We start from the raw sequence: 26,813 nt of genomic DNA, 5'->3' as shown, positions 1-26,813 counted from the left end.
AGAGGAAGGCCGCGGCCCCCGGCAGCGAATTCGCCTCGTGCCGGGAGCCGTTCGTATGCCTCAGACAGGGCCTAGCGGACGTCGACGTAGTCCTCGCGGCCGCTGGACGCGTAGTGCGTCTTCACCGTGTCGACGTAGCGCATCTGCCAGGTGCCATCCTGCTGCGCCGTGAACTGCTTGCTGAACGTGCCGTTGGTGAGGGTCGTGGCGCTGCCCAGGTCCTTCCAGACCGCGCCGCGCGTGGCGGGCTTGAAGTAGACGCGGACCTTCTGGCCGGCGTACGCCTTCCAGACGGAGCCGGACTTCTGCATCAGCGTGCCCTTGGCCGTCAGCTTCGTGCCCTTGCGTACGCCCTCGGGTGTGACGTCGTCGCTCCGGATCTCGGTGTACTGGCGGCCGAGCTTGTGGACGCGGCTCTCCACGCCCGGGGCGCCCAGGTGGCGCAGACGCCAGTAGCTGCCGGCCGTGCCCTTCAGCGGGGCGGTCTGCTTGAACGCGGCTCCGTACGTGGCCGTGAACTGGCCGACGCCGGACCAGTTCTGGCCGTCCGTCGAGTGGTCGATGGAGACGCGCCCCGTCGTTCCGGCGGGGTACGAGCCCGAGGTGACGCCGAGCTTGCCGCTGAAGGTGACCTTCCGGTACTTGTCCACCGCGGCCTCGACCGCCGAGAACGTGCTCGTCGCGGTCGTCTTGACCTGGAAGTCGTACGGGGACGACGGGGACGCCACGTTCTCGAACCACGGTTCCTGGCCCAGCTCAAGGCGCGTGGTGCCGTTCCTCGTGGCCGGGAAGGCGCCGGAGAAGGTGCCGTCTGCCTTGGTGCTGGTGATGTGCCGGCTGTCGACCCGGACACCGACGCCGCCCGCCGGCTTCTCGGTGCCGTCGTCGGCCGTACGGGTCACCTTGCCGCGCGCGGGGATGTCGCTGCCGTACGGGGCCGTGACCGAGCGGGCGGGGGTGTCGACCGTCAGCTTCAGGGGCTGCCTGCGCACCGTCACCGGGAACGACGCGTCGTTCTCCTGGAACCAGACGTCGAGGCGCGCGCCGGTCTCGTAACCGCTGAAGTCGAAGGGCACGGAGAAGCGTCCGGCCTTGTCGACGGCCGTCGTCACGAAGTCCCGGGACTTGTAACGGGTGTGGATGCCGGCACCCGCGAACGGCTTGACCTCGCCTGTGTTCGGGTCCTGCGCGACGAGCGTGCCGTTCACCGTGACGACGCGGTGGTCGTACGACACCCACTGACGGTCGGCGGTGGCGGTCAGCTTCGGGGCGAGCCCGTAGTTGAGCTCACCGTTGTCGCGGTCGACGAGCTCGCCCGCCGTGCCGGCCCTGACCACGAGGTCCACGGTGTAGACGCCCAGCGCGGGCAGTTCGACCGGGTCGGTCCAGAACTGCTGCTCCTCGCAGTCGTTCGCGGTGGTGCAGCGCCCGGCGTCATTGAGGCCGAGCGTGGCGAGCACCGCGTCACCGCCCTTCGCGCGGACCCGGACGGTGACATCGGACGGAAGGGAGTTCCGGTCCCAGTGCTCATAGAGCACATGGATCTTGCCGTCCTTCTCGGCGCTCCACGCGAACGATCGGAGGTTGACCTCGGCCGCCTGCGCGGTGGGCGCGGCGATCAGTGTGGTTGCGGAGAGCGCGACGGCCGTGCTCACCACGGCCATGATCCTTCTCAAGGGTCCTCCATCGGACATGCACGCGTTGATCTACGGCACATTCGACGCCTCGGTCAGCAGGAAGGTTGTACGCGATGTCCGCCGGTGACGGTCTACTGCTGGTCTGCCCAGATGTAACTCTCCGGCAGGAGCGCGGAGATCCGTACGGTACGCAGCCGGTCAGGAACTGCCGGCACCGCCCGCACGGCGGCATCACCCCGCGCTCCCGGTCGCCGACCGCCACGATCGTGTCCAGGTCGTGGTCGACCGGCTCGTTGCCGGGCATCAGTTGCCGGTGACCGTGACCTTCTCGTCGTTGTTCAGCTGGTTGACCAGCTCCTTGACCTTGGCCTTGTCCCAGACCAGGTTGCCGCCCACGCTGCCCGAGATCGGCATGTTCATGGACGTGCCGTCCCCGCCTGTGACGCCCTTCATCGCGAAGAACATCTGGCCCAGGGACCACAGCGACATGTCCTTGTCCACGATCACCGTGTCCAGCCCCGCGCTCATCGTCGGATAGAACGCGAACGGGTTGAGGATCGTGCCGGGCGTCGCCGTCTGCGAGGCCAGGGCCGCGAGGAACTTCTGCTGGTTCTTCGTGCGGTCCAGGTCGCTGTTGGCGAAGGCGTACCGCGTCCGTACGAAGGCCAGGGCCTGCTCGCCGTCCAGGGTCTGCTTGCCCGCCTGGAAGTCGGCGCCGGACTTCTTGTCCTTGAACGCCTTCGGGATGTCCAGCTCCACCCCGCCGATCGCGTCCACGATGTTGGCGAAGCCCGCGAAGCCGATCTCGACGTAGTGGTCGATGTGCAGACCGGTGTTGAACTCGACGGTACGGACGAGCAGTTCGGGGCCGTCCTCCGCGTACGCCGCGTTCAGCTTGGTCTGCCGGCCCGTGTTCGGGAACATCTTGCCGGACTCGGAGCCGCGGAACGACGGGATCGTCACGTTCGAGTCGCGCGGCAGCGAGATCAGCGTCGGACCGTTCGACCCGTCGTGCAGGATCATCATCGAGTCGGTGCGCTTGCCGTCGGCCGAGCCCGTGTGGAGCTTCTTCTTCTCCTCGGCGGACATGCCCTCACGGCTGTCCGAGCCGACGATCAGATAGTTCGTGCCGTCCCCCGACGCCGGCCGCTCGATGACCTTGGAGAGATCGACCTCGCGCTTGAGCTTGCCGTCCGCCCAGAAGTACGTGCCGATGGAGACGCCGAGGATCACCACGACCAGCGCCAGCGCGCCGACCTTGATCCGGCGGCGCCAGTCGGGCGCCTGCCGCGGCCCGCGGGGGACGCCCGGCGGCGGACCGCCCTGCCCGTCGCGGCCACCGCCGCCGGGGGGAGAGCCGTAGACCTGGCCCGTGTTGTACCCGCTGTCGTACCCGGGATCGTAGCCCCGGTCGTGTCCCTGGGACTGCTGAGGGACACCTCGGGGCTGCACATGCGGCATCACACGCGCGCCCTCGGGCTGCGCGCCCGCGCTGCCGCGCCCGTAGCGGTCGCCCCGCTCGCCGCGGTTGCCGGTCCATCCATCGGGCCAATCATTCATGCGGACCAGTGTGCCGGGCCGGGCCGTGCGCCAGACAGGGGAGGTAGGAAATCGGGTCGGTGCTGTTGCCAAGCTGATGCAATGCGGACCGCACCGGGGCACTGACCGACGTTTACGGGACCCCACGAGACCCCGCGAGAGCCCCGCATAGGGTGGAGGACATGACAGATCAGGTCCCACCCCCGGAAAGCGATATTCCGGGTAAGCCCACCTCCGCCTCACGCACCACGCTCAGCCACATCATGACCGTCAGCGACACCAACCTCCTCGGTACGGTGCACGGCGGCGTGATCATGAAGCTGGTCGACGACGCGGCGGGCGCCGTCGCCGGACGCCACTCCGGCGGCCCCGCCGTCACCGCCTCGATGGACGAGATGGTCTTCCTCGTGCCGGTACGGGTCGGGGACCTCGTCCATGTCCGCGCCCAGGTCAACTGGACCGGGCGGTCCTCGATGGAGGTCGGCGTCCGGGTCATGGCCGAGCGCTGGAACGAGTCCACCCCGGCGACCCAGGTCGGCAGCGCGTATCTGGTCTTCGCCGCCGTGGACGCGGAGGGCAGGCCCCGGGCCGTACCCCCGGTGATCCCGGAGTCGGAGCGGGACAAGCGGCGCTACCAGGAGGCGCAGATCCGGCGTACGCACCGGCTCGCCCGGCGGCGGGCGATCAAGGAGCTACGGGCGCGGCGCGCGGCGGAGGGCATCGACGACCACCGCTGATCGGAGCTTCTGAGCTGATCACCGCCTGACCCGGCGGCGGCAGCGGATCGTCCCGCCCGCCGTGCCTACGGACACACCACCTGGTCGCCGGTCATCGCCCCGAACCGGCCCTTGGGGGCCTCCTGCGCGCGTACCGGCGTCACCGCGGTGAAGTCCGCCCCCGCCATCACCTTGAGCGTCGCGCCCTGCTGCTTCACCGCGCGCAGTTCGCTGCCGGGCAGCGCCGCCGCCAGGGACTTCGCCGAAAGGTCCCAGCGCGGGTCGTACATCACGACCGTCCGCCGCAGGTCGGGCCCGTCGGCGTTGAGCGGGGCACGGGTCGTGTTGAAGCCGGTGGCGTGCAGCGCGTCGTCGACCCGCTTGCCGAGTCCGTCCGTACGCGTCCCGTTGTAGACCTGCACCCGGATGTCCTGCGGCTTCACATCGACCGGTTTGGGAGACTCGGCCGGCTTGGCCGGCTCGACCGGCTTGGCGGACCCATCCGGCTCGGCCGGCTCGCCGTGCTCGGGCGGCTTGTGTCCCGAGCCCGATTCCCGTCCCGGTCCCGGGCCGGGCTCGGACTGCGGGTCCGGCGCTCGGCCCGGCTTCGCGTCCGCCGGCGCGTGCGGCGCCGTCAGCGGCCTGTCCTCGCGCAGCGCGCGGAACAGCTCCCGCGACTTCACCGGATCCCACTTCACCGTGGAACCGACCCCCTTGACCGAGACGCTGTCACCGGCCAGCGGCACCGACGTGAACTCCGACGAGGAGGGCGAGAAGCCGCGCATCGCCTCGTTGAGGGCGAGCAGCTGCTCCGTACCGAAGCCCGCGTCGGCCCGTACCGAGGCGAGCATCGTCGAGGAGACCTCCTTGAACCGCACCGGGTTCAGCAGGACTCCGCTGCTGGTGGCCCGGTCGATCAGCGCGGCCAGGAAGCGCTGCTGGCGCTGCATCCGCCCGAGATCGGCCGCGCCGTCGATATGCCGCGACCGTACGTACTGGAGCGCCTGGCCGCCGTTCATGCTGTGCGTGCCCGGGGTCAGATCGAGCCCGGTGTACCTGTCCTTCAGCGCCCGGGGCGTACAGATCTCGACGCCGCCCAGGGCGTCCACCGTCTTCATGAAGCTGGCGAAGTCGACCTCCAGATAGTGGCTGATCTTCACCCCCGTCATGCGCTCGACGGTGCTGACCGTCAGATGCGGCCCGCCCTCCGCGTACGCTGCGTTGAGCTTCACGGAGTGCGGCTCATGGCGCTTGCCGGTGGCCGCGTCGGTGTGCTCGGGAAGCTCCGCGTAACTGTCGCGCGGCACGCTCACGACGCTCGCGCGCTCACCGTCCGCGGAGAGGTGCACCAGCATGATCGTGTCGGTGCAGTGGCAGGGCTCGCCACCGAGCCGGTACTTCTGCCGCTCCTCCTCCGTGATCTTGTCGCGGCCGTCCGTGCCGACCAGCAGGAGGTTGAGACCGTGGCCCGCGGAGGGACGGTTCTTCATGTCCTTGAACGGATCGACCCGGCCGATGCCGGTGTCGAGGCTGGTCATCACCGCGTGGCCGATCCCGCCCGCCCCCAGCACCAGTACGGAGAGGGTCGTCGCCACCCGCATTCCCCAGCGCGGCCGTCGCGGCGTCCCCGGCCGCCGGGAGGGGACCGGACGGCGGGTGGTGCGGGGCGGCGTGGGCACGGGAAACACCTCCGCGTGATCAGGGATCGTGCGTGAAAAGGGTGGTGGGGGGACCGTGTGCACGGTAGGCCCATACGATCAGCGACACCGGTCCGCAACCGGGCGGCGCGCGTCGCTGTCCCCCGTTCGCGGTAACGTGGGCGGTCATCCGCCGCCGAAGGACCCCTGAAGGACCACATGCCTGCCCTGCCGCCCGCGGTCTCCGTGATCATGCCGGTGCTCAATGAGGAACGCCATCTGAGGAACTCCGTCCGGCACATCCTGGAGCAGGAGTACGACGGCGAGATGGAGGTGGTGATCGCGCTCGGCCCGTCCACGGACCGTACGGACGAGATCGCCGCGGAGCTGGTACGGGAGACCGCGTCCCATGAGCGCGCCCGCGTCACGACCGTACCGAACCCGACCGGCCGCACCCCGGCCGCGCTGAACGCCGCGATCAAGGCGTCCAGGCACCCCGTCGTCGTACGGGTCGACGGGCACGGGATGCTCTCGCCGAACTACATCGCGACCGCCGTCCGGCTCCTGGAGGAGACGGGCGCCCAGAACGTCGGCGGCATCATGCACGCCGAGGGCGAGAACGACTGGGAGAACGCGGTCGCCGCCGCCATGACCTCGAAGATCGGGGTCGGCAACGCGGCCTTCCACACCGGAGGCCAGGCCGGGCCCGCCGAAACCGTGTATCTGGGTGTCTTCCGGCGCGAGGCGCTGGAGCGGCAGGGCGGCTACAACGAGGAGTTCATCCGCGCCCAGGACTGGGAACTGAACTTCCGTATCCGTGAGTCGGGCGGCGCCATCTGGTTCTCGCCCGAGCTGCGCGTCCAGTACCGCCCGCGGCCCTCGGTCCGGGCGCTCGCCAAGCAGTACAAGGACTACGGCCGCTGGCGCCATGTCGTCGCCCGCTACCACTCGGGCTCGATCAATCTGCGCTATCTCGCCCCGCCGACGGCCGTCTGCGCCATCGCCGCGGGCATTGTGGCCGGCGCCGTACTGACGCCCTGGGGCCTGGTCGTACCGGCCGGCTATCTGGCCGCGATCGCCGCGGGCTCCGTCCCGGCGGGCAAGGGGCTGTCGCTGAAGGCCCGGCTCCAGATCCCGGTGGCGCTGGCCACCATGCACATGTCGTGGGGCTACGGCTTCCTGACCAGCCCGCGGTCGCTGGCGAAGAAGGTCATCGCGAGCCGCCGCCCGGCGGCGCAGCCGGTCGAGGCGTAACTCCCGGGCCTCACTCCCCGACGAAACCGCGAGCGCCGTCCGATCCCACCGGACGGCGCTCGCGTCTGTATGCGGGATTCCCTAGAAGCGGTACGGCGCGTAGACGTCCATGCAGGCGTCCTCCTTCGCGCCGTTGAGCGCGTCCGCCGTGTCCGGTATGCCGCCCGCCGCCGGTTCGGCCTCCTTCGGGAAGGACGAGCCGCTGCGCCAGTCGGCGCCCACGACCACCGTGACCCCCGAGACGTCCGTCGACTTCGTCACCGACGTCAGCGGAATGCCGAGGGCCTTGGCCACCGCCTGGGCGTCCCCCTCCATGTCCGCGCTCGGATAGCTGACCGAGCTCGTCTCCTGCGGAGTCTGCTGCGAATCGGCTTTGGCCAGCGCGAAGCCCTTGCCGTTGAGCGTGCTCGCGATATCGGCCGCCCGGCGCGGCACCGGGCTCTGCGTGCCGCCGGTCCCGTTGCGTACGATCACGCCCGTGTCGGCGGGCGCCGCGGCCGGGTCCTTCGTGGCCGGCGCGGACGGCTTCTTCTTGGCGGCCTCGGCCTTGTCGCCGTTGCTGTCGAAGGCCACGTCGTCGCGGAGCATCGACCACAGCTTGCGGGAGTCCGTCTCCGCCGCGATCAGATGGTTCGCGTCCTGCGGATCCTGCACGGTCGGCATCGTCGTCATGGTGAGGCGGTTCGTCGGCACGTTCTTGAGCTGCATGGCCAGATCGAACAGCTTCTTGACCGTACCGATCTCCTCGGAGACCTCCAGCGACTTCGTCGCCGCCTCCGCGAGACCGGTCAGCCGGGCGGTGTCGGTGAAGACACTCTGCGACTTGAGCGCGCGGATCATCGAGTTCATGTACATGTGCTGGGCCTTGGCACGGCCGAGGTCGCTCTCGAAGGCGTGCCGGGTACGCAGCCACTGGAGCGCCTGCTCGCCCTGGATCTGACGCGTACCCTTCGTGAGCTTCAGCCCAGAGCCTCCCGGGACCCCGGGCAGCGGCCGGTCCCAGACGTTGTCCTTGACGCAGACATCGACACCGCCTATCGCGTCGGCCATCTTCACGACGCCCGCGAAGTCGATCGTCATCCAGTGGTCGATATAGACGCCGGTCAGCTTCTCCCAGGTGGACAGGGTGCAGCCGGGGCCGCCGCGGGCCAGCGTCTCGTTGATGATCGCGTTGGTCCGCGGATAGGTCTTGCCGGTGTCGGCGTCCTTGCACTCCGGGATGTCGACCCGGGTGTCGCGCGGGATGCTCACGACCGACGCGTTCTTCCGGTCGGCGGAGACATGGACGAGCATCTGCACATCGGCGAGCGGCGGGTTGCCCGCGGTGTCCTTGCTGCCGCCCAGTTTGACGTTCTCGGGGTCGGCCCGGCTGTCCGAGCCGATGAGCAGGATGTTCAGCGGGGTCTGGCCCGCCGAGTTGGCCACGGGCTTGTCCAGGCCGCTGGCGCCGTTGCTGCGCTCGCCGCTGCGGATATTGCTGTTGAGATGGCGGTAGTAGAGATAGCCGGCGCCGGCCGTCCCGAGCAGCAGCAGTGACAGCCCGGCGGCGACCCAGCGAAGTATTCGCCAGGGCCCGCGTTTCGACCGTCTGCGTGCCGCGCCACTGCGCCCGCCGTTGCCGTGCCCGTTCTTGCCGCGCCGGCCCTTGCCGGTGGTGTCACCGCCGCCGTCCGCGTTTCCGCCGTCCGCGTTTCCGCCGTCCGCGGGCGCGCCGTCCTGCCGCGGCCCGTCGCCGTCGTACAGGCTGTCGTCCCAGCCCAACTCCCCGGCGTGCGGGACGTCTTGGCGCGCCCCCTCCCGCCGTACGCTGCTCTGACCCATCCAGACTCCCTCTTCAGGCCGTCCGTATGGGCCGGCGTTCCTGCGTCACTTGGCGCAGACCTGCTTGTCCGCTTCCACCTTCTGCACACCTTCCGGCGCCTTTGCCGGTCCGGTGATGGGTACGCCCGCGCCCTTGAAGTCGCCTCCGAGGGTCAGCGTCATCGCCTGGAGCCCCACGGCGTCCTCGGTGCCCGGCTTCATCGCAGCGGCGGGCAGCCCCATCATCTCCGCGAGCGCCCGGGCCTGGTCGGCCTGGTTGGGCGCGTACTCCAGGGTCGTCTTGGCCACATCCGCGGGGGCGTTGCCCTTGTTGGTGGACTTCAGTACGCCCTCGGTGTTCTGCAGCCAGTTCAGGGTCTCCTGCGCGGAGCCCTGCGGACCGCCGCCGTTGAACACATCGACGCGTACGTCGGACGCGTCGGCCTTGGTCCCCTTGAGGAGTTCCTCCTGCTTGGCCTTGGCGGCCTTCTCGTCCGCCTTCTCCTTCTGCTGCACCTCGGTCAGCGACACATCGTTCTGCATCATCGAGAACAGCGGCTTGGCCTTGGTCTCGTTGACCACCACCGTCGCCTTGACGACCTCCGCCGGGTTGTCGAGCACCGGCAGCGTCGTGAAGGTGATGTTCTTCGGGTCGACCTTCGCCAGCTCCGTGGCCAGATCGCTGAGCTTCTGGATGCTGCCGATGCCGGTGTCGACCGTGAGCGCGTTGGTCGCGGCCTCCGCCAGCTTGAACAGCTTGCTGGGGCTGGTGAGCGTGTCGCCCGACTTCATCTTCCGGATCATCGAGCTGAGGAACTGCTGCTGGGTCTCGATCCGGGTCAGGTCGCTCTCGTTGCCGAAGGCGTGCCGGGTACGGACGAAGGCGAGCGCCTGCTCGCCCTGGATGGTGTGGGTGCCCTTGCTCAGCTTGAGATGCGACTTCGGGTCGTCGACGTCCTTGGCCACACACACCTCCACACCGCCCACCGCGGTCGACATCGTCTTGACCGCGTTGAAGTCGGCCATCATGAAGTGGTCGACCGTGAGCCCGGTGAGCTCCTTGACCGTACGCATCGTGCAGCCCGGGTCCCGCTCGTCCTGGCCGAGGCTGGTGTTGAAGCGCGTCTGCGAGGTGCCCGGAATGACCTTCGTGCCGTCGGCGGTCTTGGTCTCGCAGTCGGGGATGTCGGTGATCAGGTCACGCGGGATGGAGACCACCGTCGCGTTCGTACGGTCCTTGGAGACATGGAACAGGAGGGTCGTGTCGGCGTGGCCGACACTCCCCGCGTCGCCGTACCCCTCGTTGCCCGACCCGGTCCGCTTGTCCGTGCCGATCAGCAGGATGTTGACGGGCTGGTCCTTCTTGAAGCCGCCGCTGCCCGCGCCCTGGACGTCGATCGTGTCGATGTTGCCGTTGAAGTGCTGGTAGACGAAGTACCCGCCGACGGAGAGGCCCACCAGGAGGAACGCCATCACACCGCCCGTCCACACCAGCGCCTTCTTCTTGCGCGACTTCGGGGACTTGCGCTTGCGGCGGCCGGCGGCGGTGTTCGCCGCTTCGGCCTGGCCCTTCCCGGCGCGGCGGCTGCGCTGGCCCGGTACGTCGGCGCGCGTCCCGCCGCGACCGCGCCCGCCGGAACGGGATTCCGTCCGGGAGTCCGTACGCGATTCCGCGCGCGATTCCGTCCGCGCTTCGCCTCGCGTCCGCGATTCCTCTTCGGCTTCGGCGGAAGGGCTCGCGGGCCTCTTTCCCGGAGCGTTCGCTCTTCTGGCGCCGCGCGGCTGGGGGGAGGGCGACTGCCCTGTGGAGTGGTCCAGTCGCAGTTCGTAGTTACCGGTCTGCGGGTTGAGGACCCACTGGTCGGCGGGGTCGATTTCGTCCGCCTGTCCACGGCTATGCGCATCCACGGTTGCTTGAATCCTCCGTCGGTGCCACGCGAGGCGTCTTCCCCCGAAGACGCTCGGTCTTTCGATCCTGTAGTGCGCGACCTGACGGCCGGATGCACCGGATCGCGTCACACTATCCGCCCTGTTCGACGTCGAGCGACGCCAGTGACAAATTCCTCATCCCTTACAAGCGGGCAATCTGCCCAATCTTCATGGACTGAAGAGCTGCCTTTGGGTCCGGCTTTACCCGCACATGCCCGCCGCGGCATTTGTCCCCTGGAAAGTGGGGGCCGGAGAAGGGCTCCCCGTCGCCTGAGCACCGCTGCCGCCGCCGCTGTCGTTCCCTGAAGTCTTCACGGAGTCGTCACTCTTTCCCTCGCTCTCCCCGTCCCGCGCGTCCTTCCCGTCCGGCGAGACCGATACGGTGTCGTCCTCCCGCAGCCGCTCGAAGAGGTTCTTCGCGTCGGGCTGGACGAGTTCATCGCGATTCGGGTCCTGGGTGTACGGCTGGCGCGGCACGGTCAGGAATTGCACCTTTTCCATCGGTACGCTCCGCATCGAGCGTGCCAGTTCGTAAAGGTCGCTGAGAGAGTTCAGCCCCGAGTCGGTGGTGAGGGACTTCGTCGCCGCGTCCAGCACCGGATAGAGCCGGGCCGGATTGAGCAGCACCCCATTGCTCTGCACCTTCTTGAAGAGCGCCCCCAGGAATTGCTGCTGGCGGTCCATGCGCTGGGTGTCGCTGCCGTCGCCGATGCCATGGCGGGCGCGTACGAACCCGAGGGCCTGTTCGCCGTCGAGGGTCTGCCGGCCCGCGGGCAGTTCCAGCCGCGCCTGGACGTCCTTGACCGGCTCGGCGAGGCAGACCTCGACACCGTCCACCGCGTCCACCACGTCCGTGAAGCCGCTGAAGTCGATCACCATGTGGTGATCGACGCGGATGTCGGTGAGCTTCTCGACCGTACGGATCGTGCAGGCGGCGCCGCCGGCCTCGAAAGCCCAGTTGAACTGCGCGAACTGAGCCTGGCTGCGGGTGCCGTCGGGCTTCGCGCAGCCGGGGATCTCCACCATCAGGTCGCGGGGTATGGACATGGCCGTCGCGCTCTTCCGGTCCGCCGCGAGGTGCAGCAGGATCGTGGTGTCGGAGCGCTGCGAACCACCGTCGTCCCGCCCGTACTTGCTGTTTCCCTCGCCGGAGCGGCTGTCGGAGCCGATGAGCAGGATGTTCTGCGCGTCGAGGGCGACCGGGGTGGGACGTTCCTTCTCGTACGTGTGCAACTCCGCGGCGGCGGAGGTGTCGGTGGTGATGTTTCCGTCGAGCTTCCGGTAGAACCACCAGCCGGCTCCGGCGGTGGCCAGGATGGCGACGGAGGTGCCCAGCGCGACCCAACGCAGCCAGTGGCGCTTGGTGTTGGGGTCGGAGGGCGGGGCGGCGGGCTCGGCATCGTTGTCGTCGGGCCCGGGCGCTCCGGTCGACGGCTCTCTGCCGGACTTGCTGTCCGGTTCGGTCGCCGTGCCAGCGCTGTCGGTCACGTCTGCGTCCATCCTTCAAGGCGTCGGCGGCGTACTGGGCCGCCGGTTGCAGGGGTAGACGGGCGAGCGCCGCGCTTGGTTGTGCTGCGGGTCGCAGGTATCGCCGATCACGTACCGAGGTTGGGATACGCCCCTGGAAGCAGGGTCCGTTATATTAACGATATTCCGTTTTGTCAGACCGGATTCTCAGCGGATTCTCAGCTGACGGGCGGCCACTTCGGGCGAGTGGCGGGGCGGGCGAGTTTGGCCGGTAGCAGTCTTGCCCGCCCGCCGCGCGTCACATCGCCTTGTCGGTCACGCGTTCGCTCTTGACGCGCTGTTCGAGCGCCTCCGCCGACAGCTTCCCGAGGTTGCGGCAGAGTACGACCGACCCGCCCGCCGCGAGCGGGGCGTACAGCCCGGCCGAGAGCCCGTCCCAACTGTCGTACGCCAGCCCCGACAGCAGCCGTGAGCCGGGCGTGAGACCGCGCTCCACGGCGTCCGCGCCCGCGCGCGCGACGAGTTGAGCCGCGGACAGCTCCATACCGCCCACGACCAGCGCGGACTCGTCCGGGTCCACCGGCGCGAACGGCGCGAACCGGTCGCCCTGGCCCGGCACCTCGACCGCGTAATCCATGAAGCCCTCGGGCGGCTGCGGAAAACGGCCGCCCAGCGGACGCAGCGCGAGCGCCACCCGCTCACCGCGGCACGCGCGCGCCGCGTCCAGCGTGTCCGGGCCGCTGACCACCAGATCCGCGCCGGCCGGATCACCGCCGATCTCGACCGTCACCCCGACCGAGGAACAGGCGAGCAGCCATACGGCGCTCTGCCAGTGCGCGGGAAGCAGCAGCGCGAGCCGGTCGCCGGGCGCCGCCGCGAGATCGCCCTGCAGCAGATTCGCGGTCTTGGACACCCAATTGGCGAAGGTGGCCACGGACAATTCGACGCGCTCACCGGTGGCATCGTCGTAGAACGTGACCAAGGGGCGGGCCGGGTCCGTGGCGAGAGCGGATCGCAGCAGGTCGGCGGGGGTACGGTCGCTGGAGTTCACCCGGGAAAGGGTACGCCGGGGAGCCGGACGGCCACCGCCGTACCGGTGACGGGGTACACCGGTTGGACCGACGGGCCGTCAGTTTTCCCGACGGGCGTGGTGGTCGTGTCGCACCCAGGATCGGCACATGCGTGCCTCACTTGTAACCTCGATCGGCGTCGCGTGCACCGCCGCCCTGGTCCTCCCGCTGTCCTCGTCGGGCGCGATCGCCGCCCCACAAGTCCCACAGGCCACACAGAACACGGGCTCGGCCGCCGTACCCGGCTCCACCCAGTCGCTCCCGCTGGGCGCGGCCGGCTCGGACCGGTCCTTGGGCGGCGCCACGGAACAGGGCGTGACCCGGCGCGACGTCAGTCCCTTCTCGCTGCTCGGAGTCGTCTGGGACGACGCCGACGCCGAACTCCACGGCACGGTCCAGGTCCGTACCCGCGCGGCCGGTTCACACCTCTGGTCCGACTGGCAGGAGCTGGAGACGCACAACCAGGAACACGGCGCCGACCCCGGCACGACGGAGCGCGACTCGGGACACGCGCGCGGCTCCACCGCTCCGCTCTGGGTCGGTGGCTCGGACGGCGTGGAACTGCGTGTACGCGCCGCCGAGGAGAACGAGAACGGTCCGGCGCGCGCGCCGCTGCCACAAGGGCTACGGCTCGAACTAATCGACCCGGGAGAGGATCCGCAAGAGACCCCGGACAACCCGGACAACAGCGCCGAGCCGCGGGACGACAGCGAGCCCGAACCCGACACCGCCATCTCCCCCGAGCACAGCGGCGATTGGACCGGGCCCGAGGACGCGCCTCCGACGTCGCCCAGGGCCGGAAGGGCCGTTCTCCCCGACTCCGCGCGGTCGTACGCCGCACCGCGCCCGCGCATCATCACGCGCCCGGGCTGGGGCGCGGACGAGAGGCTCCGCGAGAGGCGGCTCGGCTACTCCAGGACCGTCAAGGCGGCCTTCGTCCACCACAGCGCCACGGGGAACAACTACAGCTGCAAGCAGGCGCCCTCCGTCCTGCGCAGTATCTACCGCTACCACGTCAAGAGCAGCGGCTGGCGCGACATCGGCTACAACTTCGCCATCGACAAGTGCGGAAACATCTACGAAGGCCGCGCCGGGGGAGTGACCAGGCCCGTACGGGGCGCCCACACACTCGGTTTCAACACCAACAGCGTGGGCATCGCCGTCCTCGGAACGTACGGCGGCACCAGTCCGCGTGCCGCCGCGACGACCGCCGTCGCCAGGCTCACCGCGTGGAAGCTCGGGCTGCACGGCGTCGACGCACGGGGGAAGGTCACGCTGACCTCCGCGGGCAACGGAAAGTACGGCAAGGGCAGAAAGGTCAGGCTCAACGCCATCTCCGGGCACCGGGACGGATTCTTCACCGACTGCCCGGGAAGCCGGCTCTACGGGAAACTCAGCGCCGTACGGAAGTCGGCGGGCGGATACCAGCGCCGCTGACGCGAGCGGTCGCAAACACTGGTCGGTTCTGTGTGCGCGTACGTGTATGCATGTACGGACGGAAGCGCCGACCCCAGCAGGAAGCGGAGACGACACGGTGACAGAAGCGATCCTCCTGGTCGGCGGCAAGGGCACCCGGCTACGGCCGCTCACCGCCCGCACCCCCAAGCCGATGGTGCCGGCGGCCGGCGTCCCCTTCCTCACGCACCAGCTGGCACGGGCGCGCGCGGCGGGCGTCGAACACATCGTCCTCGCGACGTCCTATCTCGCCGAGGTCTTCGAGCCGTACTTCGGTGACGGCTCGTCCCTCGGCCTGAGCCTGGAGTACGTGACCGAGCGGGATCCGCTCGGTACGGGAGGCGCCATCCGGAATGTCGCCTCCCGGCTGGACTCCGGGCCCGACGACCCGGTGCTGATCTTCAACGGCGACATCCTGACGGGCCTCGACATCAGAGCGCTCGTCCGGACCCACGCGTCGTCCGGCGCGGATGTCTCCCTGCATCTGACCCGGGTCGAGGACCCGCGCGCCTTCGGTCTGGTCCCGACCGACGCGAACGGGCGGGTGACGGCCTTCCTGGAGAAGCCGCAGACGCCGGAGGAGATCGTCACCGACCAGATCAACGCGGGCGCCTATGTGTTCCGGCGCTCGGTGATCGACTCCATCCCGGAGGGCCGGCCGGTCTCGGTGGAACGCGAGACCTTCCCGGACCTGCTGGCCGCCGGCGCACATCTCCAGGGCATGGTCGACTCCACGTACTGGCTGGACCTGGGCACCCCCCAGGCCTTCGTACGCGGCTCGGCGGACCTGGTCCTGGGCCGCGCCCCGTCCCCGGCGGTCCCGGGCCAGTGCGGCGAACGCCTGATCCTGCCCACGGCCACGGTCGCCCCGGACGCGAAACTCACGGGCGGCACGGTGATCGGCCCGTCCGCCCGGATCGGCGAGGGCGCGCGCATCGCGGGCAGCGCGATCCTGGACGGCGCGATCGTGGAACCGGGCGCGGTGATCACGAACTCGCTGATAGGCGCGGGGGCGAGGGTGGGGGAGCGGGCGGTGCTGTCGGACACGGTGGTGGGGGACGGGGCGGTGGTGGGGGCGGACAATGAGCTGAGGCAGGGGGTACGGGTGTGGTGCGACGCGGTGCTGCCGGCGGGGGCGGTGCGGTTCTCGTCGGACGTGTAGGGGGGCGCTGCGCGGGTTGAGGTCGTCGTGGCTGGTGCCGGTTTCCGGGTGCGGGTCGTGGTCGGGGGTGCGGTCGGCTGTGGCCTGGGGCCGGTGGTTCGATTTACGGCGCGCAGCTGGCCTGACGATGGGTTCGGGCGTTCGTGCGCCACAAATCACGCTTTAGTGTCCCGGACACGACCCCTGCGCGCCCCCCTTCGCCGCCCGCACAGGCGGCCCGGCCGTGCGCGAGGGCGGGCGGGGGAGGCGGCGGCACTCTCCCGCACCCGGCGGGGCGAGGTGCGTGTCCGGACGTAAAGCGTCGCAGCTCGCGCGGAGCGCGGTGAGGAAAGCAGTCCGGACACGGACCTCCGGAGGCCCCGGCACCCGGCACCACCCACCGCGACCTGCACCACAACGCGCCCGGCACCCCGCGCCCGGCACCCCGCACCACAACGCACCCCGCACCCGGCACCCCGCCGGATGCGCACCCGGCACCCCCGCCGGACGGCGCACCGCATAGCCTCGGGGGTGACCCCGACCCCCGAGGACCTCAACCGTGGCAGGCCGCTTCGCACAACGCCCCGTGCCCAGCCCGCGCCGTCCGCGTAACGCGGACCCCGCGGACCCCGCGGACCCCGCAGGCATACGGCGGCAGTGGACTCCCCCCGAGCCCTACGACCTCGGGCTCGTCCTCGGGCCGCTTCGGCGGGGGCCCGCCGATCCGACCTTTCGCGCGTACCCGGACGGTTCCGTATGGCGTGCCTCCCGCACGCCCGCCGGCCCCGGCACTCTGCGGGTCGTGCGGCGCGGTGGGGTCGTGGAGGCCGAGGCGTGGGGCGCCGGCGCCGCGTGGATGCTGGATCAGCTCCCGGAGCTGCTCGGCGCGGGCGACGACCCGGACGCGTTCGTCCCCCGCCACCGCCTCGTCGTCGAGGCCCAGCGGCGACGGCCCGGCCTGCGGCTCTGCCGTACCGGGCTGGTGCTGGAGTCGCTGATCCCGTCCGTGCTGGAGCAGAAGGTCACCACCGTCGAGGCGTACCGCGCCTGGCGCATCCTGGTGCGCAAGCACGGCGAGCCCGCGCCGGGACCCGCCCCGGGCCCCGGGTACGGCGATCAGCTGTACGTCATGCCCGACGCGCGGACGTGGGCGATGATCCCCTCCTGGGAGTGGCACAAGGCCGGTGTCGATGCCAAGCGCTCCTCGACGATCCTGCGCGCCGTCCGGGTCGCACGGCGGATGGAGGAGGCCGCGGCGATGGAGCCGGAGCGTGCCGCCGCCCGGCTGGAGCTGATCCCGGGGATCGGCCCGTGGACCGCCGCCGAGGTCGTGCAGCGCTCCAACGGCGCCCCCGACGCCGTCACCGTCGGCGATCTGCATCTCCCCGGCATCATCGGCCACGCGCTCGCGGGCGACCGGGACGCCGACGACGCGGCGATGCTCGAACTCCTCGCCCCGTACGCCGGCCAGCGGCACCGCGCGACCCGGCTGATCCTGCTGAGCGGACGGACCCCGGCCCGCCGGGCGCCCCGGATGGAGGTCCGGAACATCGCGCGGCTGTGAGAAAACCGGCTACCGCACCGTGAGGAAGGACTCCGGCGAGCGCGCCGGGCGGTCCCTCGGCGGGGCGGCCGCGTGGCCCACCGCCACCGCGCCCATCGGGTCCCAGCCCTCGGGCAGGTCCAGCACGTCCCGTACGACCTCCCGGCAGAACATCGTCGAAGAGACCCACGCGGAGCCGAGCCGCTCACCCGCCAGCGCCACCAGGAAGTTCTGCACGCCCGCGCCCATGGCGACCACGAACATCTCGCGCTCCGCCCCGTCGCGCCGGGCGTCGCCGTAGGTGTGCGAGCCGTCCGTCACCAGGCACGGCACCACCAGATACGGCGCCTTGCGCAGGAGGTCGCCGCGGCGCACGCGCTTGGCGATGGACTCCTCCGACTTGCCGTCGCGGCGCAGGTCCGCGATCCAGGCGTCGCGCATGGCGTCGAGGAGACGCAGCCGCGACTCGGGCGACTCCAGGAGGACGAACCGCCACGGTGTCGTGTGATGCGGCGCCGGGGCGGTGACGGCGGCCGTGACCGCGCGCCGGACCGCGCCCGGGTCGACCGGCTCGTCCGTGAACTCCCGGACCGTACGGCGCTGGGTGACCGCTTCCCGTACCGCCTCGGACGTGCCGAGCCGGAACATGTCGTCCGCCGCGACCCGCACCATCGCCCGCGCGTCCGTGTCCGTGTCGCCGACGAGGTGGCCCAGGCCGCTCACCACGGCGACCGGCAGCCCCTCGGCCTTGCCCTTCACCAGGTCACCGGCGGCGGCCAGTTCGTCGGCGAGGGCGATGACGGTCGCGTTCAGCGGGTTGCCCTGGGCGTCGGTCCCGCCGCGCAGGTCCTCCAGGACGCGCACGCCCGCTGCCCCGATCGCCACATCGGTGAGGCCGTTGCGCCAGGGCCGCCCGAAGGTGTCGGTGACGATCACCCCGACGTCCACACCGAGCGCGTCGCGCAGCCCCTCCCGGATCGTCCGGGCCGAGGCGTCGGAGTCCTCCGGCAGCAACAGCACTGTTCCGGCAGCGGTGTTGGAGGCGTCGACCCCGGCCGCCGCCATGACCAGACCCTGCTTGTTCTCGACAATACGGAGGGGCCCGCGACGCGCGACGACCCGTACGGTCTCCGCGTCGATCGCCGCCTCGCGGTCCGTGGCCGCGAGGATCCGGCCCTCCGCCTTGGAGACGATCTTCGAGGTGACCAGCAGGACATCGCCGTCGACCAGCCCGGGACCGGCGGCCACGATCAGCTTGGCGAGGTCGTCGCCGGGCCGGACCTCCGGCAGTCCGGGCAGGGCGCGGACGCGGTACGACGTCATGCCCGTACCTCCTCGGCCAGCGCCAGCGCCTCACGGGCCATCGCGGCGGTCGCGTCCAGGTCCGTCATCATCAGCGGGACGGCGCGGCTGCGGATCCCCGCGCTCTCGACCCCGGCCACCGCCGCGGCGTCCACGGTGTCGACCAGCCAGCCGTCGAGCAGCCCGGAGCCGTAGTGCAGGGCGACGGCCTGGGCCGTCGACTCGACGCCGATCGCGGCGAGCACCTTGTCGGCCATCCCGCGCACCGGCGCGTTCCCGACGATGGGGGAGAGGCCGACGACCGGAACGCCCGCCTCGGCGATGGCCTCCCGGATACCGGGCACGGCCAGGATCGTGCCGATGCTGACCACGGGGTTGGACGGCGGGAAGAGAATGACATCGGCGGCGGCGATCGCCTCCAGCACCCCCGGTGCAGGCTTGGCCTGGTCGGCGCCGACCGGGACGACCGCCTGGGCGTCGACGGACGCCCGCATCTTCACCCAGTACTCCTGGAAGTGCACGGCCTTGCGCTCGCCGTCCACGTCGACGGCGACATGCGTCTCGACGCGGTCGTCCGACATGGGCAGCAGCCGTACGCCGGGCTTCCAGCGGGCACAGAGCGCCTCGGTGACGGCGCTCAGCGGATAGCCCGCGCCGAGCATCTGCGTACGGACGATATGCGTGGCGAAGTCGCGGTCGCCGAGGCCGAACCACTCGGGCCCCACGCCGTACGCCGCGAGCTCCGTCTTGACCTGGAACGTCTCGTCCGTACGCCCCCAGCCCTGTTCTTCATTGATGCCACCGCCGAGGGTGTACATCACCGTGTCGAGGTCCGGGCAGACCTTCAGCCCGAACAGATGGATGTCGTCGCCGGTGTTGCCGATCACCGTGACGTCCGCGTCCGGCGCGGCCTGCTTGAGGCCGCGCAGGAAACGGGCGCCGCCGATGCCGCCGGCCAGAACCACAATGCGCATAGAGAACAGTCTGTCAGCCGCAGGCTGATCGTTGAGGGGCGGTGGTCGGGCGACGGGTGGGCCAGTCTGTCAGCCGCAGGCTGATCGTTGAGGGGCGGTGGTCGGGCGACGGGTGGGCATGTCAGGCGGGTACGACATCCTGGGCCGCCGGGGCGCAGCGCGCGGAGTGCATGGGCATCTCGGTCAGACCCGGGTAGTAGATGTGCAGACTCACGGCCGGCTCGATCGCGTCGTTGACCACCTCATGGACATAGCCCGGCGCGAAGACCCGCTGCGCGCCCGGCGCGAGGGCGCGGCTCCCGCTCTCCGAACGCTCCGTCAGCTCACCGGCGAGCACGGTCAGTACGCCCGAGGACCGGCCGTGGTCGTGCGATCCGCTGCCCTGGCCCGGCACCCAGGAGAGCAGCCACACCTCATAGCCGGGTCCGGTGCGCAGCCGGTGGTACCAGCGGCTGCCGGCGTCGTACTGGACGAGCGGGGCCCACTGCGCGCGGTCGGCCGCGAGGGCGCGCGCGAGGCCCGCGAACTCGGCGACCGTCGCCGGGTGCTCCCGGGCGGGCTGGAGAAGGTGCGGGACCTCAAGGAGGTCGCCGGCGATCTGGAGGTCGCTGTCGCTGTTCATGGGGGCGGTGGTTCCTCGGCAGAAAAGGTGTGCGGCGGGGACGCGACGAGTGCGTGGAATCGCGGGGGAATCGCGAGGAAACGCGGGTCAGACGCGCGGGAGATCACGGAAGGGTGATCAGGAGGAGCGGGATGAACGGCCGGAGCCCGGGGGCGTCAACAGCAGGCGGAGCTGGAACAGCGACAGCGGGCCCGGAGAGCGCTGCGGAATCCACGGAGGTGGGTCGCGGTGGGCGCGGGGTTCGCTGGCATGGAAACAAAGGTTGCGAATCCGGTTACGGATGTCAACTCAATGGCCGATTTGGCCGTAATGTTTCACCTCATCCGGTTGATCCGATGGCGGAGCGGTTTGGGTGACGGTGGGCGCGGACACATGGGGCAGCGACCGTGCTCGTAAACACCTTCACGCCCTCGTGATCAGACTGTGATCCGGATCGCTTCCCGGGGGTGATCCGCAACAAGGTTGCGGATCTCGGCGTCTCTCTTGTCGGGAAGGGGGTGGATGCGAACAGGCCAGTGGCATGTGTCAGGTTTTTGGTGATTTGAACACTTTCCGCATAGCCTTGGTTCCGCAGAGTGAATACCGGGCCCAATAGCAGATCTCGGCTTGACCGGACCGGAGCCACACACTTGTAATTTCACTCGTGTCGTTCGGCCGAAATCGATAGCGGCCACATCACGGGGACGCAAAAGACAGACGAGGGGCGCACATGACCGAGCTGTTCCAGCAACTGCTGGTCGAGGACGCGGACGAGGAACTCGGCTGGCAGGAGCGCGCCTTGTGCGCCCAGACAGATCCCGAGTCCTTCTTCCCCGAGAAGGGCGGTTCGACGCGTGAGGCCAAGAAGGTCTGTCTCGCCTGTGAGGTCCGATCCGAATGCCTTGAGTATGCCCTCGCCAATGACGAGCGATTCGGTATCTGGGGCGGCTTGTCGGAGCGCGAACGGCGTCGGCTGAAGAAGGCCGCGATCTGACCGCCGCCCGGCCCGCCCGGTCGCGGTGGCCGGGGCCGAAGACCGGCCGGCCGCACGCCACGACCGGCAGCACCCCCTATGTATGGCACGGTCCGCAGTCTGCACCTCCCCGCAGACGGCGGACCGTTGTGTTTCCCGCCCGTCCGCCGCCCCTCCCCCCTACCGTTAGTGTGGGGCCCCGTCCGAGACGCTCCCACGCCCCTTCGGGGCGACCCCCCGGCCGGAGGGCCCGCTACCTCAATGTCCCCCACCACCGCCGCGTTCGTTTCCGCCACCGCCACCGCCCCCGAGTTCCCGCGGCACGTCGTGACCGCGGTGCTCGTCGCCCACGACGGTGCGCGCTGGCTGCCCGACGCCCTCGCAGGGCTGCTGGGCCAGGAACGACCCGTACAGAACGTCATGGCAGCCGACACCGGCAGCGCCGACGACTCCGCCCGGCTGCTCACCGAAGCCCTCGGCGCGGAACGCGTCCTGCATCTCGCGCGCCGGTCCGGATTCGGTACGGCCGTGGACGAGGCGGTACGCACCGCCGGGGTGCTCACGCCCGACGATCTGCCGTATCTGAAGCGGCCCAGCGGCTGGGACCCGGTGACCCGGAGCTGGCGCGACGACACGTACGACATGCCAGAACTGCCGCACGGCGAACCGGTGCAGTGGCTCTGGCTCCTGCACGACGACTGCGCGCCCGACCCCGACGCGCTCGCCGAGCTGCTGCGTGTCGCCGACTCCGACCAGTACGCGGCGGTCGTCGGGCCCAAACTGCGCGGCTGGTACGACCGCAAGCAGCTCCTCGAAGTCGGCGTCTCCATCGCCAACAGCGGACGCCGCTGGACCGGACTCGACCGGCGCGAACAGGACCAGGGCCAGCACGACCAGGTCCGTACCGTCCTCTCCGTCTCCAGCGCCGGCATGCTCATCCGGCGCGACGTATGGGACGAACTCGGCGGCTTCGACCGCCGGCTCCCGCTGATGCGCGACGACGTGGACCTGTGCTGGCGCGCACACGCCGCCGGCCACCGGGTGCTCGTCGCCCCCGACGCCGTCCTGCGGCACGCCGAGGCCGCCGCCCGGGAGCGCCGTACGGTCGACTGCGCGGGCCGCTCCGTCGTCAACCCGCACCGCGTCGACAAGGCCGGCGCCGTCTACACGATGCTCGTCAACGCGCGGGCCGCCGTCCTCCCCTACGTACTGCTCCGTCTTGTCGTCGGCACCCTGCTGCGCACGCTCGCCTATCTCGTCGGCAAGGCGCCGGGACAGGCCGTCGACGAAGTGATGGGGCTCTCCGGCACCCTGCTGCGGCCGGGCAGGATCGTCAGCGCCCGGCGGCAGCGCGGCAAGGGCGTCGTCGAGGCGGCCGAGCTGCGTCCGCTCTTCCCGCCGCCCGGCGCCACCGTCCGGGCCACGGTCGAGCAGATCGCCGGCAGCCTCGGCGGCGACTCGGACGCCGACGCGGGCGGCTCACGGCACGGCGCCGTCGAGTCGGGGCCCGGCGGTGACGACGCCGACTTCATGGAGATCGAGCAGTTCGCCCGGCTGAAGAAGCTCGCGCACAAGCCCGGCCCCGTCCTCTTCGGGATCCTGCTGCTCGTCTCGCTCATCGCCTGCCGCGGACTCTTCGGCGGCGGCGCGCTGGCCGGCGGCGCACTGCTGCCCGCGCCCGCCGATGTCTCCGACCTCTGGTCGCGCTACGCCGACGGCTGGCATCCCGTCGGTACGGGCGTCACCGAGACCGCGCCCCCCTATCTCGCCGTGCTCGCCGCGCTCTCCGCGCTGTTCCTCGGCTCCACCGGCTTCGCGCTGACCCTTCTTCTCGTCTGCTCGGTCCCGCTGGCGGGAGTCACCGCCTACTTCGCCTCACGGCCGCTGGTCGAATCGCGGCTGCTGCGGGCCTGGGCGAGCATCGCGTACGCCTTCCTGCCCGCCGCGACCGGCGCGCTGGCCACCGGACGACTCGGTACGGCCGTCCTCGCCGTCCTGCTGCCGCTGATCGCCCGTACCGCCGTCGCCGCGTACGGGATGCGCGGCGGGGCGGGCGGCGTCGCGAGCGGGGAGAGCCGCGGCAGCTGGCGCGCCACCTGGGCGTACGCCTTCCTGCTGACGTTCGCGATGGCCTTCACCCCGGTCGTATGGCCGGTGGCGCTGCTGCTCGGCCTCGGTGTCCTGGCGCTGCGCCGCGACGACCTCGCCGCGTACGGACCGCGCGTCCTCGCCGGTCTCGGCACCCCCCTGCTGCTGCTGGCGCCCTGGTCGCTCTCGCTGCTCACCTCGCCGTCCGCCTTCCTGCGGGAGGCCGGGCTGGAGTTCGGTACGGGCACGGCGTCCGCGCTCGATCTGCTCGGCATCAGCCCCGGCGGGCCCAAGGCGGCCGGCGGCATCCTGCTCCTCGGGATCGTGTTCGCCGCGCTGGCGGCGCTGCTGCGCGGCGAACGGCAGTTCGCGATCCGCTCGGCCTGGGCCGTCGCGATCCTCGCGCTGGTCTTCGCCGTACTCACCAACAACTCCGGCTGGGCCGGACCCGCCACCCTGCTCTACGGACTCGCGCTGATCGCGGCGGCCGTGCTCGGCGCGGACGGGGCCCGGGAGCGCGTCGCCGCGGAGAGCTTCGGCTGGCGCCAGCCCGTCGCCGTACTCATCGCCGTCGCGGCGGGTCTCGCGCCGCTGCTGGCCGCCTTCGGCTGGATGATCAGCGGCGCGGCCGGACCGCTGGAGCGCCGCGACCCGGTGCAGGTCCCCGCGTTCGTCGCGGAGGAGAGCATCACCCGCGACCAGCCGCGCACGCTCGTCCTCGGCGGTACGTCGGCGGCCGAGGTCTCGTACTCACTGGTGCGCGGCTCGGGCGGCCGGCTCGGAGACGCCGAACTGACCGCTTCGGGCGGTGGCGATCCGCGGCTCGACAAGGTCGTCGCCAACCTGGTCGCGGGCTCCGGCGCCGACCAGACCGACCAGCTCAGCGGCTTCGCGATCCGCTACGTACTCGTACGGGACGGCGTGCCGCGCCAGACCAGCCGGGTCCTGGACGCCACCCCGGGGCTGACCCGGCTGAGCCAGCTCGACGGCAGCGCCCTGTGGCGCGTCGACCGGCAGATCTCGCGGGCCACGATCGTCGACGGCAAGGGCGAGGGCGAGCCACTGGCCGTCGCGTCCGCGCCGGTCGAGGCGCACACGAAGATCCCGGCGGGCGCCTCCGGGCGGGTGCTGCGGATCGCGGACCGGGCCGCCGAGGGCTGGCAGGCCACGCTCGACGGCAAGGTGCTGACGAAGAAGACCGTCGACGGCTGGGCCCAGGGCTTCGAACTGCCCGCCGAGGGCGGCCGTCTCGACCTCACGTACGAGGACCCGATCACGCACACCGCGTGGATCTGGGCACAGGGCGCGCTCGCCGTCGTCCTGTTGGTGCTCGCCCTGCCGGGGCGCCGCCGGGAGATCGACGACGACCTGCCCGACGAGGACATCGAGATCCCGGCGCAGCCGGTGGCGGGCGAGGGCCGGCGCGCACGCAGGCTGCGTGCGGCGGCGGAGGCCGAGGGACTGGAGACGGGAGAGACGGGGGAGACGGACGTGACGGGGGAGTACGCGACCGCGCAGCAGCCGGCCGTTCCGCCGACGCCCGCCGCCCCTCCGGCCTCTCCTCCCGCCGCGCCTGCCAAGCCTGTTGAGGAGCCGTACGGAGGCGGACAGGGCCAAGTCGGCGAGGGTGAGCAGCAGTCGGCGTACGGGGCGGTGCCCCAGCAGCCCCCGTACGGCGAGTGGGACGCCAACACGTACGCGGGCGCGGACTACACGCAAGCTCAGTACCCGAACGAGCGGCAGTACGGCGAACAGTACGGCGAGGGCCAGTACCAGCAGCCGTATCAGCAGCAGTCGTACCAGCAGTACCCGGCGGATCCGTACCAGGAGGGCCAGTACCCCGCCGGCCAGTACCAAGGCGAAGGCCAGTACCAAGGCGAAGGCCAGTACCAAGGCGAAGGCCAGTACCAGGAAGGGCAGTACGACCCGTCGCAGTACGACCCGTACGGCTACGGCCAGCAGGCTCAGCAGCCACAGCAAGCTCAGCAGCCTCAGGAACCACCGCGGCCCCAGCAGCCCTACGCCGACGGCACGGAGAACGAACAGCGCCAGCGCCCCGACGGGAGCAGTAACCAGTGAACCGTACGACTCTCTCCCTCATCGCGGTCGCCACCGCCCTCGCCGCCGTCACCGGCTTCGCCGCCCTGACCGCGCCCGACACGGGGGGCACGGCGGCCGCCCAGACCCCGGCCAAGCTGCCCGTGGAGCGCACCAGCCAGCTCTGCCCGGCGCCGAGTGTCTCGGACGTCGCGGAGACGACGTACACCTCCATCACACCGGCGGGCACGGCCGACGCCGGGACGGCGGGCTCGGCCGAACTGATGGAGTCCGTCGTCACGTTGGTCGATCCCGCCGACGCGGGCGCCTCCGACGACAAGGCGAAGGACGGGGGGGACGTGGCGGGCGCGAAGAAGGACCCGGCGAAGGACAAGCCGTTCGTCAGCCTGAAGGAGCCCGGCAAGCCCGTCTCCGTCGAGGCGAGCGGCGCCGAGGCACCCGCTCTCGTCGGCACCGCCACCGGCCGGTTCGCGCCCGGCTGGACCACCCAGCAGACCACCATGGTCAGCGTCGGCGACGCGCGCGGCGTGCTCGGTCTGACCTGCACGGCCCCGGACACGGACTTCTGGTTCCCCGGCGCGAGCACCGAGAGGTCGCGCCAGGACTACGTCCATCTCACCAACCCCGACGACACCGCCGCCGTCGCCGACATCGAGCTGTACGGCAAGGACGGCGCGGTCAAGTCGGAGGTGGGCGAGGGCATTCCGGTGCCCGCCAGGGCCAGCGTGCCGGTGCTGCTCTCCACGCTCACCACCGAGGCCGCGGCCGATGTGACCGTCCATGTCACCACCCGCTCCGGCCGGGTCGGCGCGGCGGTGCGCGTGGCGGACAGCGCGGGGGGCAGCGACTGGCTGGCCGCCGCGGCGGACCCGGCGTCGCGGCTGGTGCTCCCCGGAATCCCGGCGGACGCGACCGACGTGCGGCTCGTGGCGTTCGCGACGGGTTCCGACGACGCCGACCTGAAGGTGCAACTGGCGGGCGCCGACGGCACGATCACCCCGGCGGGCAGCGAGAGCCTGCACATCAAGTCGCAGATGACGGCGACCCTCGAACTGGCGGACATCACCAAGGGCCAGGCGGGTTCGCTGATCCTCACCCCGGCCGAGGGCGGGCGCGCGGCCCCGGTGGTCGCGGCGCTGCGCGTGGTGCGCGGCAAGGGCGACAAGCGGGAGATCGCGTTCATCCCGGCGACCGCGCCGATCGCGTCGCGGTCGACCGTCGCCGACAACCGTGCCAAGGGCTCGACGCTCTCCCTGACCGCGCCGGGCGCGACCGCGAAGGTCAAGGTCACGGCCTCGGCGGGGACCGGGGGCGGCGAGCCGGCCGAGAAGACGTACACGGTCAAGGGCGGTACGACCCTGGCGGTCACCCCGCCGGTGCCGGCCGGGCTGAAGGGCTCGTACGCGCTGACGGTCGAGCCGGAGCCGGGCGGCGGTCCGGTCCACGCGGCGCGCACGCTGGCGCTGCCGGAGGACGGGGTTCCGATGTTCACGGTCCAGACGCTGCCGGACGACCGGGGGACCGTGTCCGTACCGAAGGCCAAGGAGGACCTGTCGATCCTGGACGACGGCAGCTAGCAGCTAGTGCCGCGACCGGCAATGTTTGCCCCGTCGCGGCACTAGGTTGCGT

Annotated in this window: 18 protein-coding genes and 1 pseudogene; 8 read left to right on the top strand and 11 right to left on the bottom strand. The window is 71.0% G+C overall.

All coding sequences use genetic code 11. The annotated features are described in order from the left end of the window. Positions 1-71: 71 nt before the first annotated feature. From IF11_RS0109210 to IF11_RS0109200, 3 genes and pseudogenes are all read right to left on the bottom strand, one after another. A complete protein-coding gene (locus tag IF11_RS0109210; protein WP_157848423.1) occupies positions 72-1,676 on the bottom strand; it encodes a hypothetical protein in 1,605 nt (534 codons plus the stop codon). Positions 1,677-1,768: 92 nt separating this feature from the next. Next, positions 1,769-1,917 (bottom strand): annotated as a pseudogene (locus IF11_RS41965) (cytidine deaminase); the annotation flags it as partial. 23 nt (positions 1,918-1,940) lie between these two features. Then, on the bottom strand, positions 1,941-3,197 hold the full coding sequence (locus IF11_RS0109200) for an LCP family protein (RefSeq protein WP_030350990.1): 1,257 nt from the start codon (positions 3,195-3,197) through the stop codon (positions 1,941-1,943). A gap of 161 nt (positions 3,198-3,358) precedes the next feature. Between IF11_RS0109200 and IF11_RS0109195 the strand changes: the two genes are divergently transcribed. Beyond that, positions 3,359-3,913 carry an acyl-CoA thioesterase gene (locus tag IF11_RS0109195; protein ID WP_030350989.1) on the top strand — a complete coding sequence of 185 codons (555 nt, stop codon included), beginning with the start codon at positions 3,359-3,361 and terminating at the stop codon, positions 3,911-3,913. Between the two features lie 65 nt (positions 3,914-3,978). Here IF11_RS0109195 and IF11_RS41245 read toward each other — a convergent pair whose 3' ends face one another. Next, positions 3,979-5,571: an LCP family protein gene (locus IF11_RS41245; RefSeq protein WP_478212545.1), complete on the bottom strand. Its 1,593-nt coding sequence runs from the start codon at positions 5,569-5,571 to the stop codon at positions 3,979-3,981. Between the two features lie 177 nt (positions 5,572-5,748). Here IF11_RS41245 and IF11_RS0109185 point away from each other — a divergent pair, with 177 nt between their 5' ends. Then, the gene (locus IF11_RS0109185; protein ID WP_030350987.1) at positions 5,749-6,783 is read left to right on the top strand and encodes a glycosyltransferase family 2 protein; all 1,035 of its coding nucleotides are present in this window, start codon (positions 5,749-5,751) and stop codon (positions 6,781-6,783) included. Positions 6,784-6,864: 81 nt separating this feature from the next. Here IF11_RS0109185 and IF11_RS0109180 read toward each other — a convergent pair whose 3' ends face one another. The 4 genes from IF11_RS0109180 to IF11_RS0109165 form a co-directional block, all read right to left on the bottom strand. Further along, entirely contained in the window at positions 6,865-8,604 is a 1,740-nt protein-coding gene (locus IF11_RS0109180; RefSeq protein ID WP_030350986.1) for an LCP family protein, read from the bottom strand. A 45-nt stretch (positions 8,605-8,649) separates the two neighbouring features. After that, positions 8,650-10,491 carry an LCP family protein gene (locus IF11_RS0109175; protein WP_030350985.1) on the bottom strand — a complete coding sequence of 614 codons (1,842 nt, stop codon included), beginning with the start codon at positions 10,489-10,491 and terminating at the stop codon, positions 8,650-8,652. Between the two features lie 222 nt (positions 10,492-10,713). Continuing rightward, positions 10,714-12,000, bottom strand: coding sequence for an LCP family protein (locus tag IF11_RS0109170; protein WP_420894620.1), 1,287 nt, complete (start codon positions 11,998-12,000; stop codon positions 10,714-10,716). A gap of 277 nt (positions 12,001-12,277) precedes the next feature. Then, positions 12,278-13,030 (bottom strand): TIGR03089 family protein, encoded by a 753-nt coding sequence (locus IF11_RS0109165; protein WP_030350983.1) that lies wholly within the window; start codon positions 13,028-13,030, stop codon positions 12,278-12,280. Positions 13,031-13,157: 127 nt separating this feature from the next. Between IF11_RS0109165 and IF11_RS0109160 the strand changes: the two genes are divergently transcribed. From IF11_RS0109160 to IF11_RS0109150, 3 genes are all read left to right on the top strand, one after another. Further along, positions 13,158-14,486, top strand: a complete 1,329-nt coding sequence (locus tag IF11_RS0109160; protein WP_030350982.1) for a peptidoglycan recognition protein family protein — start codon at positions 13,158-13,160, stop codon at positions 14,484-14,486. A 97-nt stretch (positions 14,487-14,583) separates the two neighbouring features. After that, positions 14,584-15,666, top strand: a complete 1,083-nt coding sequence (manB, locus tag IF11_RS0109155) for a mannose-1-phosphate guanylyltransferase (protein ID WP_030350981.1) — start codon at positions 14,584-14,586, stop codon at positions 15,664-15,666. A gap of 538 nt (positions 15,667-16,204) precedes the next feature. Next, positions 16,205-17,209, top strand: coding sequence for a DNA-3-methyladenine glycosylase family protein (locus IF11_RS0109150; RefSeq protein WP_030350980.1), 1,005 nt, complete (start codon positions 16,205-16,207; stop codon positions 17,207-17,209). 9 nt (positions 17,210-17,218) lie between these two features. Here IF11_RS0109150 and IF11_RS0109145 read toward each other — a convergent pair whose 3' ends face one another. The 3 genes from IF11_RS0109145 to IF11_RS0109135 form a co-directional block, all read right to left on the bottom strand. Further along, positions 17,219-18,511, bottom strand: a complete 1,293-nt coding sequence (locus IF11_RS0109145) for a coenzyme F420-0:L-glutamate ligase (RefSeq protein ID WP_030350979.1) — start codon at positions 18,509-18,511, stop codon at positions 17,219-17,221. After that, positions 18,508-19,464: a 2-phospho-L-lactate transferase gene (cofD, locus tag IF11_RS0109140; RefSeq protein WP_030350978.1), complete on the bottom strand. Its 957-nt coding sequence runs from the start codon at positions 19,462-19,464 to the stop codon at positions 18,508-18,510. The genes IF11_RS0109145 and cofD overlap by 4 nt, the downstream gene beginning before the upstream one ends. 121 nt (positions 19,465-19,585) lie before the next feature. Then, entirely contained in the window at positions 19,586-20,086 is a 501-nt protein-coding gene (locus IF11_RS0109135) for a cysteine dioxygenase (protein ID WP_030350977.1), read from the bottom strand. 709 nt (positions 20,087-20,795) lie between these two features. On the opposite strand from IF11_RS0109135, the gene IF11_RS0109130 reads away from it, so the two are divergent. The 3 genes from IF11_RS0109130 to IF11_RS0109120 all read left to right on the top strand — a co-directional run bounded on the left by IF11_RS0109130 (position 20,796) and on the right by IF11_RS0109120 (position 26,761). Beyond that, complete coding sequence (locus IF11_RS0109130; RefSeq protein ID WP_014046372.1) at positions 20,796-21,059, top strand: WhiB family transcriptional regulator; 264 nt, start codon at positions 20,796-20,798, stop codon at positions 21,057-21,059. 240 nt (positions 21,060-21,299) lie between these two features. Beyond that, a complete protein-coding gene (locus tag IF11_RS0109125) occupies positions 21,300-25,205 on the top strand; it encodes a glycosyltransferase (RefSeq protein ID WP_037727398.1) in 3,906 nt (1,301 codons plus the stop codon). Beyond that, on the top strand, positions 25,202-26,761 hold the full coding sequence (locus IF11_RS0109120) for a DUF5719 family protein (RefSeq protein WP_030350975.1): 1,560 nt from the start codon (positions 25,202-25,204) through the stop codon (positions 26,759-26,761). Before IF11_RS0109125 ends, IF11_RS0109120 begins: the two co-directional genes overlap by 4 nt. Positions 26,762-26,813: the final 52 nt, after the last annotated feature.

The organism is Streptomyces scopuliridis RB72 (assembly GCF_000718095.1).
Classification (GTDB): domain Bacteria; phylum Actinomycetota; class Actinomycetes; order Streptomycetales; family Streptomycetaceae; genus Streptomyces; species Streptomyces scopuliridis.
This window is presented reverse-complemented; position numbering and strand designations above follow the sequence as displayed.

What these genes read in the sequence shown, in the direction of transcription:
- IF11_RS0109160 (WP_030350982.1), top strand. Translation starts at nt 13,158, where the DNA reads ATGCGTGCCTCACTTGTAACCTCGATCGGCGTCGCGTGCACCGCCGCC.
- IF11_RS0109125 (WP_037727398.1), top strand. Translation starts at nt 21,300, where the DNA reads ATGTCCCCCACCACCGCCGCGTTCGTTTCCGCCACCGCCACCGCCCCC.
- IF11_RS0109135 (WP_030350977.1), bottom strand. Translation starts at nt 20,086, where the DNA reads ATGAACAGCGACAGCGACCTCCAGATCGCCGGCGACCTCCTTGAGGTC.
- IF11_RS0109145 (WP_030350979.1), bottom strand. Translation starts at nt 18,511, where the DNA reads ATGACGTCGTACCGCGTCCGCGCCCTGCCCGGACTGCCGGAGGTCCGG.
- IF11_RS0109185 (WP_030350987.1), top strand. Translation starts at nt 5,749, where the DNA reads ATGCCTGCCCTGCCGCCCGCGGTCTCCGTGATCATGCCGGTGCTCAAT.
- IF11_RS0109180 (WP_030350986.1), bottom strand. Translation starts at nt 8,604, where the DNA reads ATGGGTCAGAGCAGCGTACGGCGGGAGGGGGCGCGCCAAGACGTCCCG.
- IF11_RS0109200 (WP_030350990.1), bottom strand. Translation starts at nt 3,197, where the DNA reads ATGAATGATTGGCCCGATGGATGGACCGGCAACCGCGGCGAGCGGGGC.
- cofD (WP_030350978.1), bottom strand. Translation starts at nt 19,464, where the DNA reads ATGCGCATTGTGGTTCTGGCCGGCGGCATCGGCGGCGCCCGTTTCCTG.
- IF11_RS0109130 (WP_014046372.1), top strand. Translation starts at nt 20,796, where the DNA reads ATGACCGAGCTGTTCCAGCAACTGCTGGTCGAGGACGCGGACGAGGAA.
- IF11_RS0109195 (WP_030350989.1), top strand. Translation starts at nt 3,359, where the DNA reads ATGACAGATCAGGTCCCACCCCCGGAAAGCGATATTCCGGGTAAGCCC.